A 14,427-nucleotide genomic window follows, 5' to 3' on the forward strand; every position below is an offset into this window, starting at 1 on the left:
CTCGACCCCGAAGGCCTCATCTCCCATGCGCACCACCCCTCGGCGCCCGCTCGGCGTGCTCGCGGACGTCCCGCCCGCCGGCTGGGCCGTGGTCGCGCTCGGGGTCCTGAGAGCGGTCGCCCTCACGGGGGCCGCGCTCGCCGCGGGCGCGGGCGTCGACGCGCTCCTCCAGGGCGCGAGCGCCGCCCCCGCACTCGGCATCGCGCTCGCCGCCACGGCGGCCGCGGCGCTTCTCGCAGGAGTCGAGGCGCTCCTTCCTCCGCTCGCGCAGGCCGGTGAGGAGCGCGCCTGGCGTCGCGCCGTCGTCGCGGCGCAGCTGACGGCGCCGCTCGATGACGGCACGCCGTCGGGCGACCGCGTCGCGCGCGCGACCGACGACGTCGAGCGGGCCGCGCACTACCGCAGCGTCTTCCTCGGGCCGCTCATCGCCGCGTTCACCGTGCCCGTGGTCGTGATCGTCGCGATCGCGGTGCTCGTCTCGACCGGCATCGCGCTGCCGATCGCGGTCTGCGCGGCGGCGATCCCGCCCGTGATCGCCTGGTTCCTGTCGCGCTTCCGCGCGGGGTCCGGCCGCTTCCGAATGATCTCCGCGCGTCTGGCCGCGTCCTTCCTCGAGACGCTGCGCGCTCTCGGCACGATCCGCCTGCTGGGTGCCGAGGGGCAGCGCCGCGCGCAGCTCGCCGCCCAGGCCGAGAGGATGCGCGTGGAGGCCATGCGCCTTCTCCGGCGCAATCAGGTCGTGCTGCTCGTCACCGATGCGATCTTCGGGGTCGTGATGCTGTCGCTCGTCGGCGCGCTCGCGGTGTCCGGCGTCGCGGACGGCTCCGTCTCGCCGGGGGCCGCATTCGCCCTGCTCCTCCTGACCGTGCCTCTGCGCGAGCCGGTCGACCGCCTCGGCCGCTCGTTCTACGTCGGGCTCGCCGGACGCGCCGCGGCCGAGCGCGTGCGCGCCGCCATCGCGTCCGCTCCGTCGCCCGCATCCGCAACGCCGGCCGTCGCGCCGGGCGGCCGCATCCGCGGAGACGGCATCCGCGTCGATCGAGGCGGCGTCCGTGTGGTCGACGAGGTCGATCTCGAGCTCGCCCCCGGGCTCACCGCGATCGTCGGACCCTCGGGATCCGGCAAGTCGTCGCTGGCGCTCGCGGTCGCCGGGCTCCTGCCCGCGACGGGACTGCGCATCGACGGGCGCGAGGCGTCCGCCGAGGCCCTCCGCGCGGCGGTCGCCTACGTCCCGCAGCGCAGCGTGCTGCTGACCGGCACGGTGCGCGACAACCTCCTTCTGGCCGCGCCCGGCGCGTCCGACGACGACCTGGTCGCGGCGCTCCGCGCCGCAGGTCTCGCGGCACCGGAGGCCGAGCTGCCGGCCGGACTCGAGACGAGGGTCGGCGAGGGCGCGCGAGGCGTCTCGGGCGGTCAGGCGCAGCGCATCGCGATCGCGCGTGCCCTGCTCGGCGGCCGGGGTGCGCTCGTCGCCGACGAGCCGACGGCGAGCCTCGACCGCGACACGGCCGACCGGGTCCTCGCGACGCTCCGAGACCTCGCGCGCACACGCGCCGTCCTCCTCGTCACACACCGTCTGCCCGAGGCGCACGCCGCCGATCGCGTCGTGGTGATCGAGGGCGGAAGAGCCACCGCCGCGGGCGCTCCTGCCGAGCTCGCGCTGTCGAGCGGCTACCTCGCGGCCGCCACCTCGGCGGAGGAGGCATCGTGATCGCACGGCTCGCTCGCATCGCCGCACCGGCCTGGCCCTGGCTGCTCGCGTCCCTGCTCGCGCGGCTCGCGGGGCTCGCCGCGGGCGTCGCGCTGCTCGCCGTGCCGGCAGGGGCCATCGTGTCCGTCGCCGCAGGCGCCTCCGTCGACATCCTGCCGCTGGTCGTCCTGCTCGTGGCCCTCGCCGTCGCGAAGGGCGGGCTGCGGTATCTCGAGCAGTTCCTCGGCCATCGTGCCGCGTTCGATCTCATCGCCGACATGCGGCTGCGGTTCTACGACGCGGTCGTCCCGCTCGCGCCCGCCGAGATCGCGGAGGGGTCGGGCGAGCTCACCTCGATCGCCGCACGCGACATCGACCGCGTCGAGGTCTTCTTCGCGCACACCCTCGTTCCGGCGCTCGCGGCGGTCATCGTGCCCGGCGGTCTGGTCGCGGCGGGCTTCGCGGTCGGACCGGCCGAGGGAGCTGTCGTCCTCGCGGCCTTCATCATCGGAGGAGTGCTCGCGCCGCTCGTGGGCCGCGCGCGCGGAGCCTCCGCAGCGCGCGGGCTCCTCGTCGAACGCGCCGCGATCGCCCAGCACGTCGCGGAGGACGCGGCCGCCGCGGTCGAGATCCGGACCCTCGGCGCCGAGGAGCGGCGCCTCGCCGCTCTCGATGCGCTCGGGGCGCGAGTCGGGGCGCACCTGCGAGCGGAGGGGCGCGCGCTCGGCGCACGGACGGCGATCGGCGCCGCCTGGCCGTTCGCGGCCGTCATCGCCCTGCTCGCGCTCGCGGGCGGCGAGCCGGCGGCGCACGTCGTGCTCGCGGCCGCGGTCGTGGGCGCGGCGCCCGCCATCACCGCGGTCGAGGCGTTCGCGCGCAGCCTCCCGCTCGCGCTCGCGGCGGCCCGGCGCTACCTCGACGTGCTCGATCGCAGCCCGCGCGTCGCCGACCCCGAGCGACCCGTGAGGCTGCCGGACGGCCCGCTCGACGTCCGGGGCGAGAACGTGAGCGCGGCATATTCGGAGGCCGCTCTTCCGGTCCTCGATGCACTGTCGTTCGCAGTGCCGGCGGGCGGGAGCCTCGCCGTCGTGGGGCCGAGCGGAAGCGGCAAGTCCACGCTCGCGTCGCTCCTCGTCCGGGCACGGGATCCCCGATCGGGGCGCATCCTGCTGGGCGGCGTGGATCTCCGCGACATCGCGCTCTCCGAGCTGCGTGCCGCGGTCGCGCTCGTCGAGCAGCGGGTCGTGCTCGTGAGCGGCACGGTCCTCGAGAACCTGCGCCTCGGACATCCGCGGCTCTCGGAGGATGACGCGTGGCGAGCGCTCGAGCAGGCGGCACTCGCCGACGACGTGCGCGCGCACCCCGACGGTCTCGCCGCGCGCGTCGGCGAGGACGGTCTCGCGCTCTCGGGCGGCCAGCGCCAGCGGCTGAGCCTCGCGCGCGCCCTCGCGCGGCGCCCGCGCCTCCTCATCCTCGACGAGGCGACATCCCATCAGGACCCGATCACCCAGGAGGCCATCCGTCGCAGCGTCGCGGCGCGCCCCGAGCTCACGACGATCGTCATCGCGCACCGTGCGGACGCCGTGGCCGGCATCTCCGAGATCCTCGCCCTCGAGGCCTCCGACGCGGGAGCCCTTGACACGGAGCGAGCACGCACGGGAGGCTCACGAGGCCTCGAACGTCCGCAGGCAGAACGAGGAGGACTCTGATGGAGAGACAGCACACGAGGACCAGCGGCCGGGTGATCGGCATCGCGATCGCCGCGGCGCTCGGAGGATTCCTCTTCGGATTCGACACCGCCGTCATCAACGGCGCCGTCGACGCGCTCGCGGCGGACTTCGAGCTCGAGGCCGCGCTCAAGGGCTTCGCGGTGTCGTCCGCGCTGCTCGGCTGCGTGGCCGGCGCGTGGTTCGCCGGGTCGATCGCCAACCGCTGGGGGCGCGTCCCCGTCATGCTCGTCGCGGCCATCCTCTTCCTCGTCTCCGCGATCGGGTCGGGTCTCGCGTTCGGCGTGATCGACCTCATCGTGTGGCGCGTCGTGGGCGGTCTCGGCGTCGGCGCGGCCTCGGTCATCGCGCCCGCGTACATCGCGGAGGTGTCGCCCGCGCGGATCCGCGGCCGGCTCGGCTCGCTGCAGCAGCTCGCGATCGTGCTCGGCATCTTCGCGGCTCTGCTCTCGAACGCGCTGCTTGCCGGCATCGCGGGCGGCTCGAACGCCGTGCTCTGGTGGGGCATCGACGCGTGGCGGTGGATGTTCATGGCCGAGGCGATCCCGGCGATCGTGTACGGCGTCATGTCGCTGCGTCTGCCTGAGTCGCCGCGCTTCCTCGTCCGCAAGGGCGACTACGACCGCGCGTCGCAGGTGCTGCTCGACTTCACGGGCGAGCCCGACGTCAACCTCAAGATCCAGCAGATCCGGGACTCGCTCGACAGCGAGAAGCGCGAATCGCTCCGCGACCTCGCCGGGCCCGTGCTCGGTCTCAAGCCCATCGTGTGGGTGGGACTGCTCCTGTCGGTGTTCCAGCAGTTCGTCGGGATCAACGTCATCTTCTACTACTCGACGACGCTGTGGCGATCGGTCGGCTTCGACGAGTCGAGCGCCCTCACGACGTCGGTCATCACGTCGATCACGAACATCGCGGTCACGATCGTCGCGATCATCCTCGTCGACCGCGTCGGCCGCCGCGCGCTTCTCCTGTCCGGCTCGGTGCTGATGACCCTCTCGCTCGGGACGATGGCCCTCGCGTTCTCGTTCGCCGAGCTCGTCACGGCGGCCGACGGCACGACGAGCGCCGAGCTCGCGGCACCGTGGTCGATCATCGCCCTCATCGCCGCGAACCTGTTCGTCGTCGGCTTCGGCGCGACCTGGGGCCCCGTCGTGTGGGTGCTCCTCGGGGAGATGTTCCCCAACCGGATCCGCGCGAGCGCGCTCGCGGTCGCCGCGGCGGCTCAGTGGGTCGCGAACTTCTTCATCTCGACGACCTTCCCGGTGTTCAGCGACATCAGCCTGACCTTCGCGTACGGGTTCTACGCGTTCTTCTCGCTGCTGTCGTTCTTCTTCGTGCTCTGGAAGGTGCGCGAGACGAAGGGCCGAGAGCTCGAGGACATGGAGGGCTGACCTCCGCTCAGCCCTGCTGCGCGGGCTCCGCGTCGAGGAGCCCGCGCAGCACGGCCACGACGCCCTCCTCATCGCTCGCGGGCGCCGTGAAGCGGGCGCGCGCGAGGATGTCCGGGTGGGCGTTCGCCATCGCGTACGACTGCCCCGACGCGTCGAGCATCTCGAGGTCGTTGAGGTAGTCGCCGAAGGCGACCGTCTCGTCCCGCGTCACGCCGAGCTCGCGCTGCAGGCTCTCGACCGCAGCGCCCTTGTTCGCCGCGGGCGGCATGACGTCGATCCAGTGCCGTCCCGAGACGACGACCTGGTGCGTCTCGCGCAGCCGGTCGAGTTCGGCGCCCGTCCCGGTGGCGGCGTCGACGAAGTCGTACACCGCGATCTTCAGGACGTCGTCATCGGCGGCGAGGATGTCGTCCACCCGCTCGAGCGCGGCGTAGTACCGGCTCGCCTCGGCGACGAAGGGCGCGTTGACGCGCTCGATGTACGCCGAGCGCTTTCCGCAGAGGACGACGCCGATGTCGCGCCCGGCGGGCGCGAGGGAGCGCAGGAGCCGGACCGCCTCGACGACGAACGCCCGATCGAGGACGAGCGACGAGATCTCCACGCCGTCGCGCACGACATAGGCGCCGTTCTCGGCGATGAAGGGCATGCCGTCGGAGGCGCGCGCGAAGAGCCGGGCGAGCGTGGCGTACTGCCGCCCGCTCGCCGGCGCGAAGACGATGCCGCGCTCGCGCATGAGGCCGAGCAGCGGCCAGAACGCCTCGGGAACCTCGCCGGCCGCGTCGAGGAGCGTTCCGTCCATGTCGCTCACGACGAGTCGGGGAGCGGGCAGGTCCGTCGTCGCGGAGGCGGACGGCAGGGGAGAGGTGCGGGGCACGGCGAGGCCTTTCGTCGGAGAGCACCATGACACCACACGCGCCTCGGAGGGCACTCACCTCCGAACCGCCTGGCAACGCGTCGGGCGGGGGTGTCGCTCGGGGTACCCGGGGCGTCGCGACTTAGGCTCGGTACGCCATGATCCGGTTCGAACACGTCACCAAGCGCTTCAAGGGCACGGCGAAGCCGGCCCTCAGCGACATCGACTTCGAGGTGCAGCGCGGCGAGTTCGTCTTCCTCGTCGGAGCCTCCGGCTCGGGGAAGTCGTCCTGCCTCCGCCTCATCCTCCGCGAGGACCTTCCGTCCTCGGGCCGCGTCGTCGCGCTCGGTCGCGACACGAAGACCCTCAGCTCACGGCGCACGCCGTACTTCCGCCGCAACATCGGGGCGGTGTTCCAGGACTTCCGCCTCCTGCAGTCGAAGACCGTCGCGCAGAACGTCGCGTTCACGCTCCAGGTGATCGGACGGTCGCGCGCCTTCATCAAGGAGGCCGTGCCCGAGGCGCTCGAGCGCGTGGGCCTGGCCGACATGGGCCGCCGCATGCCGCACGAGCTGTCCGGCGGCGAGCAGCAGCGCGTCGCGATCGCCCGGGCGCTCGTCAACCGGCCGCAGCTGCTCCTCGCCGACGAGCCCACCGGCAACCTCGACCCGACGACGTCCGTCGACATCATGCGCATTCTCGCGCAGGTCAACGCGACCGGGACGACGGTCGTGATGGCCACCCACGAGGCGACCTTCGTCGACCAGATGCGGCGCCGCGTCATCGAGCTCCGCGAGGGCGAGCTCGTCCGCGACGACCGCCACGGCGGCTACGGAGACACCTCTGTCATCCGCACGCTGCAGCCGGAGACCGAGCGCGGTGCGGCCGCGATCGCGGCCCTGACCGCCGTCCTCGAGGTCCAGCGCGAGGTGTCCGAGACCCCGGGCGAGACGGCCGAGAGCGCCACGCAGCGCGCAGTCGACGCCGTCGAGGAGGTCGTGGAGACCACCGCCGAGCCGACGCCCGCGCCCGCCGTGCGGCCGATGCCGGCGCCCGCCGCGCAGCCGTCCGAGCCCGCCGACGCGGCCATCCCGCCCGTCGAGCGCGCCGCCGAGACATCCGCGGCACCCGGCGTCGACCCGGAGTCGGAGGACGCCGCGAACCGCACCTCGTCCATCCCGCGCGTCGACGTCGACGTGGACGCGCTCGGCATGGCCGACCGCCTGGGGCTCACCTCCCGCGACGACGAAGTGGGGCCGACCTCATGAGATTCGGACTCGTCCTCGGCGAGGCCCTGCAGGGCCTGCGCCGCAATGCCTCGATGGTCGTCTCGGTCATCCTCGTGACCTTCGTCTCGCTCACCTTCGTGGGCGCGGCCGTGCTCATGCAGGCCCAGATCGCCAAGACCAACGCGTACTTCCAGGACCGCGCGCTCGTCGACATCTACATGTGCTCGCCCCTGTCGACCGGCGACACGTGCGTCGACGGCGCCGCGTCGGAGGAGCAGATCGCCGCCGTGCAGGAGGAGCTCGAGGGCCCGACGCTGTCGCCGCTCATCCAGGACTACACCTACCTCAGCCCCGAGGAGGCGTTCGACTCGATCGTCGAGAACCTCGGCGAGGACTACGCGAGCCTCCTCACCGCCGAGCAGACGAGCGCGGAGTTCCACGTCAACCTCGTCGACCCGAGCCAGTCCGACGTCATCGTCGAGGCGTTCACGGGCATCCAGGGCGTCGAGGAGATCACCGACCAGCTCGAGTACCTCGATCCGCTCTTCGCGACCCTCACGATCGCGACGTACATCGCGATCGGCATCGCGGCCCTCATGCTCGTGTCGGCCGTGCTCCTCATCGCCACGACCATCCGCCTCTCGGCCTATGCCCGCCGCCGCGAGGTCGGCATCATGCGCCTCGTGGGCGCGTCCAACCGGTTCATCCAGACGCCGTTCGTCCTCGAGGGCGTGTTCGCGGCGTTCATCGGCGCGGCCCTCGCCGGCGCGGCCGTGCTCGCGGGCGTGCACTTCGGCGTCGAGCGGTACCTCGTGAACGAGATGTACGCCATCCCGTGGGTGGGGATGGCCGAGGCGTGGGCCGTCGTGCCGGTGCTCGTCGTGGTCGGCGTCGTGCTCGCGGCTCTGTCGGCGGGCTTCGCGATCCGGCGCTGGCTCCGGGCATAGCCCGACCCTTGCTAGGGTGGAAGGCTGCGCCGTGAGAGCGAGGAGGTGAGCGCATGCCCCGGGAACAGGGTGAGAAGGTGGTGGCGACGAATCGTCGCGCCCGCCACGAGTACACCATCGAGAAGACCTATGAGGCGGGCCTCGTGCTCACCGGAACCGAGGTGAAGTCGCTGCGCCAGGGGCGCGCGAACCTCAGCGACGGCTACGCGTACATCGATCGCGGCGAGGCATGGCTCGACGCCGTGCACATCCCGGAGTACTCGCAGGGCACCTGGACGAACCACGCGTCCAAGCGCACCCGCAAGCTGCTCCTGCACCGCGACGAGATCGTGAAGCTCAGCCACCAGGTCTCGGCGGGCGGGTACACGCTCGTGCCGCTGCGCCTCTACTTCCTCGACGGCCGCGCGAAGGTCGAGATCGGCGTCGCGAAGGGCAAGCGCGAGTTCGACAAGCGCCAGACCCTCCGCGAGCGGCAGGACAAGCGCGAGGCCGAGCGCGCGATGCGCATGCGCAACCGCATGGGGGAGTGACTCTCCACAGGCATCCGCGCCACCCCCGCAGGCGTCCCTAGCCTGACGGGATGCCGCTGCCCGAGGTCCTCGCCGCCGTCGCGTACGGCGGCTTCCTCGTCGTCGGCGTGGTCCTCATGCGCGTCGACATCCATGAGCATCGGCTCCCCGACCGGATCGTCCTGCCCTCGACGGCCGCTCTCCTCGCCGTCGTCGCCGTGCACGCCGCATCGCTCGGAGATGCGGCGCCCCTGGCCCGTGCCGTCCTCGGCGGACTCGCGCTCGGCGCCTTCTACCTCGCTCTGCGGGTCGCGAACCCCGAGGGGATGGGCGGCGGTGACGTCAAGCTCGCGGCGCTCGTGGGCGTCTTCCTCGCGTGGCACGGATGGGCCGTGCTCGCGGTCGGCGCGGCGGCGGCCTTCGTCGGCGGGGCCGCCTGGGCGCTCGCGCTCCTGGCCGCGCGGCGCGCCGACCGCGATGCGCGGATCCCGTTCGGCCCGTGGATGATCCTCGGCGCCTGGGCGGGGCTGCTCGTCGCCTGAGCGCGGCGGGGCGCTCGCGCTGGGCGGCGCTCGGTAACGTGGCAGGCATGTCGTCGATCGAGAGATGGGTGCGCTCGGCCATCGCCCGGATGCTGCGCGTGCGCATCGTGCGCGCCGTGCTCCTCTTCACCGAGCACCAGGGCGGGCTGCTCGCAGCGGCCGTGACCTTCCGGGCGCTGTTCTCGGTGTTCGCGGCCGTCGCGCTCGGCTTCGCGGTCGCGGCGCTCTGGCTCAACGCGCGCAGCGACCTCTGGCAGGCCCTCATCGACGCCGTGAGCGCGGCCATCCCGGGTCTCGTGCGCACCGGCAGCGGCGACGGCATCATCGACGCCGACAGCCTCGGCGCCGCGCTCGGCGGCAGCGTCTGGCTGAGTGTCGTCTCGGCGCTCGCCCTCGTCTGGGCGGCGATCGGCGCGATCGGCAACATGCGCACGGCCATCCGGATGATCGCGGGCACCGCCCACGAGGAGGTCCTCGTCGTGTGGCTGCTGCTGCGCGACCTGCTCTTCGCGGTGTCGGTGGGCGTGCTGTTCCTCGCGGCGGCCGTGCTCACGTTCCTCGGCTCGACGTTCATCGAGACGGTGCTCGGATGGCTGGGGCTCTCCGGCGGCGGATGGGCCGAGATCCTCACGCGCGTCGCGACGGTCGCCACGACGTTCGCGCTGGACGCGGTGATCATCGCCTGGCTCTTCCGCCTGCTGTCGGGCGTCCGTGCTCCGGCGCGTGCGCTGTGGACGGGCGCGCTCCTGGGCGGCGCGGGCCTCACCGTCCTGCAGCAGCTGTCCGGTCTGTTCGCCGGCGGGGCGGACCGCAATCCGTTCCTGGCGTCGTTCGGGTCTCTCATCGCCCTGCTGCTGTGGTTCAACCTCTCGGCGCAGGTGATCCTCATCGCGTGCACGTACATCGTCGTCCGTGTCGAGGAGCAGGAGGCGCGGGTGAGCGCCCGGTTCGGCGCCGAGACGTTCGCCCAGCGGCGCGTGCGGATGGCCGAGCGCGACGTCCGGCTCGCCGTAGACGCTCTCGAGCTCGCGCGCAAGGCCGAGCGCGAAGAGCGCGAGCACGTCACGGCGCGGCTATCGTGAGGGCATGGCCATCGCACGACTGCACGGAGGACCCCTCGACGGACAGGTCCTGCCCCTGGACAGCCCCGATCTCGAGCAGCTGATCGTCCCGTATTCGGAGACGCAGGTCGTCTACCACCGCTCGGGCGCGGCTCAGCACACGGGGGAGGGCGACGGCCCGACCGAGGTCGCGTTCCTCTTCGTCGAGGAGGAGGACAGCCTCGTCCAGGACGGCCAGGACGACGAGGACGAGGGCGGTTCGCGCTGACATGACCGAGCCCACGCGCTTCGTCGAGGTCGAGCGGAAGTTCGACGTCGACCCTGGAACGCCCCTGCCCGACTGGACGGCCGTCCCTGGCGTCGCATCGGCCACGGAGGGCGAGGAGCGGCATCTCGACGCCCTCTACCTCGACACCGACGACCTCGCGCTCGCGCGCGCCGGCGTCGCGCTGCGGCGCCGCACCGGCGGCCCCGACGCGGGCTGGCACATCAAGGGCCCGCTCGTCGACGGCGCGCGCACGGAGCTCGGATGGCCGCTGGGCGACACCGAGGAGATCCCGGATGCGGTCGCCGCGGAGATCGCCGCCTGGACGACCGGGCCCCTGCGCCCGCTCGCGCGCATCGTCAACGACCGCACGGCGTACGAGCTGCTCGACGCCGACGGCGGCGTCGTCGCGGAGTTCGTGGACGACCACGTGCGCACGGCGGACCTCCGCGCGGGGGTCGACCGCGAATGGCACGAGTGGGAGATCGAGCTCGGACCGGCCGCCCCGGCCGACCGCGACGCGTTCTTCGACGCGGTGGCACGCGCGGCGACCGCAGCGGGCGCGCGTTCGGCCTCGAGCGCGTCCAAGCTCGCTCGCGCACTCGGGCACTGAGGGCGTCGCCACCCACCCCGGTCATTGAGCGAGCGGAGCGAGTCGAAATGACGTGAGCCGGCCCCGGGATCGTCCCGGGGCCGGCTCACGTCGTTTCGTCTCCTCGCTGGCGCTCGTCGCTCAACGACCGGAGGCGGCGCGCTGCGCGCGCTCAGTCCTACATGTTGATGAAGTGACCGAGGAGGCCGTGGAAGCCCTCCTGCAGTGTCTCCGAGAGGGTCGGGTGCGTGTGCACGTTGCGGGCCGCCTCGAGCGCCGTGATGTCCCACTTCTGCGCGAGCGTGAGCTCGGGGAGGAGCTCCGAGACGTCGGGGCCGATGAGGTGGGCGCCGATGAGCTCGAGGTGCTCGGCATCCGCGATGAGCTTGACGAAGCCGACGGGCTCGCCGAGGCCGTTCGCCTTGCCGTTCGCGCTGAACGGGAACTTCGCGACCTTGATCTCGCGGCCCTCGGCGCGCGCCTGCTCCTCCGTGAGGCCGAAGCTGGCGACCTGCGGCGAGCAGAAGGTGGCGCGCGGCATCATGCGGTAGTCGCCGAGCGGCATCGTCTCGGCCTTGCCGATCGTCTCGGCCGCGACGACGGCCTGAGCCTCGGCGACGTGCGCGAGCTGGAGCTTGGCGGTGACGTCGCCGATCGCGTAGATGCCCTCGACGTTCGTGCGCATGAACTCGTCGATCTCGATCGCGCCGCGGTCGGTGAGCTGGACGCCCGTGTTCTCGAGGCCGAAGCCCGAGACGTTCGGCGCGAAGCCGACCGACATGAGCACCTTGCCGGCCGTGATCTCGCCGGCCACGCCGTCACGCGACTCGTACGTGACGTGCACGGACGAGCCGTTGTCGGTGACGGTCTTGACGGCGGTCGAGGTGAGGATGTCGATGCCGTACTTCTTGTACTGCTTCTGGATCTCCTTCGAGACCTCCGCGTCCTCGTTCGGGAGCGCGCGGTCGAGGAACTCGATGATCGTGACCTTGACGCCGTAGTTCGACAGGACGTAGGCGAACTCCATGCCGATGGCGCCGGCGCCGACGATGACGATCGACTCGGGCAGCTCGCGCGTGAGGATCTGCTCCTCGTACGTCACGACGTTGTCGCTCAGCTGGACGCCGGGGAGGAGGCGCACGGTCGAGCCGGTGGCGATGATCACGTTGTCGAACGTGACCTCCTCGGTCGAGCCATCCGACTTGGCGACCGAGATCGCCTTGGGTCCCGTGAAGGTGCCGCGGCCCTCGTACTCGGTGACCTTGTTCTTCTTCATGAGGAAGTGGATGCCCTTGACGTGCGTCTCCGCGACCTTGCGGCTGCGGTCGAACGCCGCGCCGAAGTCGAAGTGCACGTCGCCCGAGATGCCGAACAGGTCGGCCTTGTGGGTGAAGGTGTGGGCGATCTCGGCGTTCTTCAGGAGCGCCTTCGAGGGGATGCAGCCGACGTTGAGGCAGACACCGCCCCAGTACTTCTCTTCGATGATGGCGGTCGTGAGACCGAGCTGGGCGCTGCGGACGGCGGCGACGTAGCCGCCGGGGCCCGCGCCGAGGATGACGACGTCGTAGTGAGCCATGGGATCAAGCCTATCTGTGCGGGAGGGGACCTGAGCGCGCGGGCGGGCGGATGCCCGGGGCGGCTCAGGAGGACCGGCGTGCGCGGCCGACGAGGACGGCGACGAGCGACAGGGCGACCACCGCGCCGATGCCCCCGAGGATCCAGGGGAGGGGAGACGCGGCATCCTCCGACGCCTCGGTCGGGGCGGCCGTGTCCTCCGCTGCGGGCGTCTCCGCCGGTTCGGCGCTCGGCGCCTCGGATGCCCCGCCCGGCGCGGCCTCGGTCGTCGTGAACCGGAAGATCTTGTCCTCGCTGTGCGAGTCGCCGTAGGTGACGCTCGCGATGACCGTGTACTCGCCGGCGGGTGCCCCGGCGACGTCGAGCTGCTGCGTGAGGAGCGGGCCGTCCGCCACGGCGTCGCCGGCCGCGTAGTCCCGGCACGACGCGCGGTCGATCGCGATGCTGCCCGGCTCGGCCTCGGCGATCCCGGGGCACGACGCGTCCGTGACGAACACCGCCTGCGGCGCGCCCTCGAGGAGAGCGCCACTGAAGGTGAGGGTGATCGCGTCGGGGAGGGTCTGCACGGTCTCGCCGTCGGCGGGCGACGTGCTGACAAGCGCGTCGTGCGCCGACGCGGCGGATGGCATCAGCTGCGGCGCGAGGATCGCGGCCGCGACGAGCGCTGCGGCGGCAAGACGGCGGGACGGACGGCGGGTGCGTGCGGAGGCGTGGAGAGCAGTCATGGCACGTCGACGCTATCGGCCGATTCTGAACGGATCTTCCGCTCGCGTCGTGCACAGGGCAGACTTTCGCGAGTGCCCTCACAGGCCCCTGGGAGGGGCCGATCCGATCGACGGCGATCGGATAGGGTGGAGCGAAAGGGAGGTCGAGCGTGACAGAAGCGCAGTACCGGCCGGCGGGCGGCCACGACGGAGCAGGTGACGTCACCCAGACGTTCGGGCATGACGCCGACCTGTCGTTCGTGCCGTTCGCGGGCGAGCTGTCGAACGCCGAGCTCGAGGCGGTGGGGGCGCTCCCGTCGGGAGCCGCGCTGCTCCTCGTGCGCTCCGGCCCGACCGCGGGCGCGCGCTACCTCCTCGACGCCGACGTGACGACCGCGGGTCGGCATCCCGAGGCCGACATCTTCCTCGACGACGTCACGGTCTCCCGTCGTCACGCCGAGATCACCCGCGACCGGACGGTGTTCGAGATCATCGACCAGCGCTCGCTCAACGGAACCTACGTCGACGGAGAGCGTGTCGACCGCGCGGTGCTCCGCAACGGCGCCGAGGTGCGCATCGGCAAGTTCCGCTTCAACTTCTTCGCCTCCCCCCGAGACATCGCGGGGGCCGGCGCCTGATGGCAGCCGCTGCCGCAGAGCGAAGCGCGTCAGCGGCGCTGCTGAGCATCGGACAGGTGCTCGCGAAGCTCACTCCCGAGTTCCCCAATCTCACCTCGAGCAAGCTCCGCTACCTCGAGGAGCAGGGGATCGTCTCGCCGCAGCGGACGCCGTCGGGGTACCGCAAGTTCTCGCCGCAGGATGTCGAACGGCTGCGTCTGGGTCTCGTGCTGCAGCGCGACCACTACCTCCCGCTCAGCGTGATCCGCGATCACCTCGACGAGGTCGATGCGAACGGAGGCGAGAGGCTCGCGCTGCCGACCTCGATCCATCCGACGACCCGCACCTACACGCGCGCCGACCTGCTCGCCGAAGCGGGTGCGGCCCCGCAGCTGCTCAACGACGCGATCAGCATCGGGCTCATCCAGGCATCCGACGTCTACGACGAGCACGCCGTCGCGCTGCTGCGTGCGTTCGTCGCGCTCGACCGGCACGGCATCGAGCCGCGTCACCTCCGCGCCGTGAAGCAGAGCGCGGACAAGGACGCCGACCTCGTCGACCAGGCGCTCACCCCGCTCCTGCGGCGCACGGATGCGCGCTCGCGCGCGAGGGCCGGCGAGCTCGGCCCCGAGCTCGCGCGGCGTCTCGACGAGGTGCGCGGCATCTTCGTGCGGCAGGCGCTCGAGCGCGTCCTCCCGTGACCCGCGGCGTCGTTCTATAACGTT

At 72.2% G+C, this 14,427-nt stretch carries 15 protein-coding genes; 12 read left to right on the plus strand and 3 right to left on the minus strand.

Features of this window, described 5'->3' with window-relative positions; genetic code table 11:
* Positions 1-25: 25 nt before the first annotated feature.
* Genes ACOWU6_RS07520 through ACOWU6_RS07530 form a run of 3 tightly spaced genes read left to right on the plus strand, consistent with a single transcriptional unit; the run spans position 26 to position 4,808 of the window.
* Positions 26-1,711 (plus strand): ATP-binding cassette domain-containing protein, encoded by a 1,686-nt coding sequence (locus ACOWU6_RS07520; RefSeq protein WP_421075289.1) that lies wholly within the window; start codon positions 26-28, stop codon positions 1,709-1,711.
* Entirely contained in the window at positions 1,708-3,399 is a 1,692-nt protein-coding gene (locus tag ACOWU6_RS07525) for an amino acid ABC transporter ATP-binding/permease protein (RefSeq protein ID WP_421075290.1), read from the plus strand. Before ACOWU6_RS07520 ends, ACOWU6_RS07525 begins: the two co-directional genes overlap by 4 nt.
* Positions 3,399-4,808 (plus strand): sugar porter family MFS transporter, encoded by a 1,410-nt coding sequence (locus ACOWU6_RS07530; RefSeq protein WP_271173299.1) that lies wholly within the window; start codon positions 3,399-3,401, stop codon positions 4,806-4,808. Before ACOWU6_RS07525 ends, ACOWU6_RS07530 begins: the two co-directional genes overlap by 1 nt.
* A 7-nt stretch (positions 4,809-4,815) precedes the next feature.
* On the opposite strand, the gene ACOWU6_RS07535 is transcribed toward ACOWU6_RS07530, so the two are convergent.
* Entirely contained in the window at positions 4,816-5,682 is an 867-nt protein-coding gene (locus tag ACOWU6_RS07535) for a Cof-type HAD-IIB family hydrolase (protein ID WP_421075291.1), read from the minus strand.
* 137 nt (positions 5,683-5,819) lie between these two features.
* Between ACOWU6_RS07535 and ftsE the strand changes: the two genes are divergently transcribed.
* Genes ftsE through ACOWU6_RS07570 form a run of 7 tightly spaced genes read left to right on the plus strand, consistent with a single transcriptional unit; the run spans position 5,820 to position 10,827 of the window.
* On the plus strand, positions 5,820-6,929 hold the full coding sequence (gene ftsE, locus ACOWU6_RS07540) for a cell division ATP-binding protein FtsE (RefSeq protein ID WP_421075292.1): 1,110 nt from the start codon (positions 5,820-5,822) through the stop codon (positions 6,927-6,929).
* A complete protein-coding gene (gene ftsX, locus ACOWU6_RS07545; protein WP_324011791.1) occupies positions 6,926-7,837 on the plus strand; it encodes a permease-like cell division protein FtsX in 912 nt (303 codons plus the stop codon). The genes ftsE and ftsX overlap by 4 nt, the downstream gene beginning before the upstream one ends.
* A 53-nt stretch (positions 7,838-7,890) precedes the next feature.
* Complete coding sequence (smpB, locus tag ACOWU6_RS07550; RefSeq protein WP_271173295.1) at positions 7,891-8,367, plus strand: SsrA-binding protein SmpB; 477 nt, start codon at positions 7,891-7,893, stop codon at positions 8,365-8,367.
* 50 nt (positions 8,368-8,417) lie between these two features.
* Positions 8,418-8,888 carry a prepilin peptidase gene (locus ACOWU6_RS07555; protein ID WP_421075293.1) on the plus strand — a complete coding sequence of 157 codons (471 nt, stop codon included), beginning with the start codon at positions 8,418-8,420 and terminating at the stop codon, positions 8,886-8,888.
* Positions 8,889-8,935: 47 nt separating this feature from the next.
* Positions 8,936-9,970, plus strand: a complete 1,035-nt coding sequence (locus ACOWU6_RS07560; protein ID WP_421075294.1) for a YihY/virulence factor BrkB family protein — start codon at positions 8,936-8,938, stop codon at positions 9,968-9,970.
* 4 nt (positions 9,971-9,974) lie between these two features.
* On the plus strand, positions 9,975-10,217 hold the full coding sequence (locus tag ACOWU6_RS07565) for a response regulator (RefSeq protein ID WP_421075295.1): 243 nt from the start codon (positions 9,975-9,977) through the stop codon (positions 10,215-10,217).
* A gap of 1 nt (position 10,218) precedes the next feature.
* Entirely contained in the window at positions 10,219-10,827 is a 609-nt protein-coding gene (locus tag ACOWU6_RS07570; RefSeq protein ID WP_421075296.1) for a CYTH domain-containing protein, read from the plus strand.
* 157 nt (positions 10,828-10,984) lie between these two features.
* On the opposite strand, the gene lpdA is transcribed toward ACOWU6_RS07570, so the two are convergent.
* Together lpdA and ACOWU6_RS07580 are read right to left on the minus strand one after the other, a co-directional pair.
* A complete protein-coding gene (gene lpdA / locus ACOWU6_RS07575) occupies positions 10,985-12,382 on the minus strand; it encodes a dihydrolipoyl dehydrogenase (protein WP_282979141.1) in 1,398 nt (465 codons plus the stop codon).
* Positions 12,383-12,446: 64 nt separating this feature from the next.
* Positions 12,447-13,106: a copper resistance CopC family protein gene (locus ACOWU6_RS07580; RefSeq protein WP_282979140.1), complete on the minus strand. Its 660-nt coding sequence runs from the start codon at positions 13,104-13,106 to the stop codon at positions 12,447-12,449.
* A gap of 149 nt (positions 13,107-13,255) precedes the next feature.
* On the opposite strand from ACOWU6_RS07580, the gene ACOWU6_RS07585 reads away from it, so the two are divergent.
* Positions 13,256-13,723, plus strand: a complete 468-nt coding sequence (locus ACOWU6_RS07585; RefSeq protein ID WP_282979139.1) for an FHA domain-containing protein — start codon at positions 13,256-13,258, stop codon at positions 13,721-13,723.
* Positions 13,723-14,403: a MerR family transcriptional regulator gene (locus tag ACOWU6_RS07590; RefSeq protein ID WP_271173287.1), complete on the plus strand. Its 681-nt coding sequence runs from the start codon at positions 13,723-13,725 to the stop codon at positions 14,401-14,403. The genes ACOWU6_RS07585 and ACOWU6_RS07590 overlap by 1 nt, the downstream gene beginning before the upstream one ends.
* Positions 14,404-14,427: the final 24 nt, after the last annotated feature.

The organism is Microbacterium sp. SA156 (assembly GCF_049065455.1).
Lineage (GTDB): Bacteria > Actinomycetota > Actinomycetes > Actinomycetales > Microbacteriaceae > Microbacterium > Microbacterium barkeri.

Excerpts from the sequence above, each read along its gene's own strand:
- ACOWU6_RS07520 (WP_421075289.1), top strand. The coding sequence starts at position 26 with ATGCGCACCACCCCTCGGCGCCCGCTCGGCGTGCTCGCGGACGTCCCG.
- ACOWU6_RS07530 (WP_271173299.1), top strand. The coding sequence starts at position 3,399 with ATGGAGAGACAGCACACGAGGACCAGCGGCCGGGTGATCGGCATCGCG.
- ftsE (WP_421075292.1), top strand. The coding sequence starts at position 5,820 with ATGATCCGGTTCGAACACGTCACCAAGCGCTTCAAGGGCACGGCGAAG.
- ftsX (WP_324011791.1), top strand. The coding sequence starts at position 6,926 with ATGAGATTCGGACTCGTCCTCGGCGAGGCCCTGCAGGGCCTGCGCCGC.
- smpB (WP_271173295.1), top strand. The coding sequence starts at position 7,891 with ATGCCCCGGGAACAGGGTGAGAAGGTGGTGGCGACGAATCGTCGCGCC.
- ACOWU6_RS07555 (WP_421075293.1), top strand. The coding sequence starts at position 8,418 with ATGCCGCTGCCCGAGGTCCTCGCCGCCGTCGCGTACGGCGGCTTCCTC.
- ACOWU6_RS07560 (WP_421075294.1), top strand. The coding sequence starts at position 8,936 with ATGTCGTCGATCGAGAGATGGGTGCGCTCGGCCATCGCCCGGATGCTG.
- ACOWU6_RS07565 (WP_421075295.1), top strand. The coding sequence starts at position 9,975 with ATGGCCATCGCACGACTGCACGGAGGACCCCTCGACGGACAGGTCCTG.
- ACOWU6_RS07570 (WP_421075296.1), top strand. The coding sequence starts at position 10,219 with ATGACCGAGCCCACGCGCTTCGTCGAGGTCGAGCGGAAGTTCGACGTC.
- lpdA (WP_282979141.1), bottom strand. The coding sequence starts at position 12,382 with ATGGCTCACTACGACGTCGTCATCCTCGGCGCGGGCCCCGGCGGCTAC.
- ACOWU6_RS07580 (WP_282979140.1), bottom strand. The coding sequence starts at position 13,106 with ATGACTGCTCTCCACGCCTCCGCACGCACCCGCCGTCCGTCCCGCCGT.
- ACOWU6_RS07590 (WP_271173287.1), top strand. The coding sequence starts at position 13,723 with ATGGCAGCCGCTGCCGCAGAGCGAAGCGCGTCAGCGGCGCTGCTGAGC.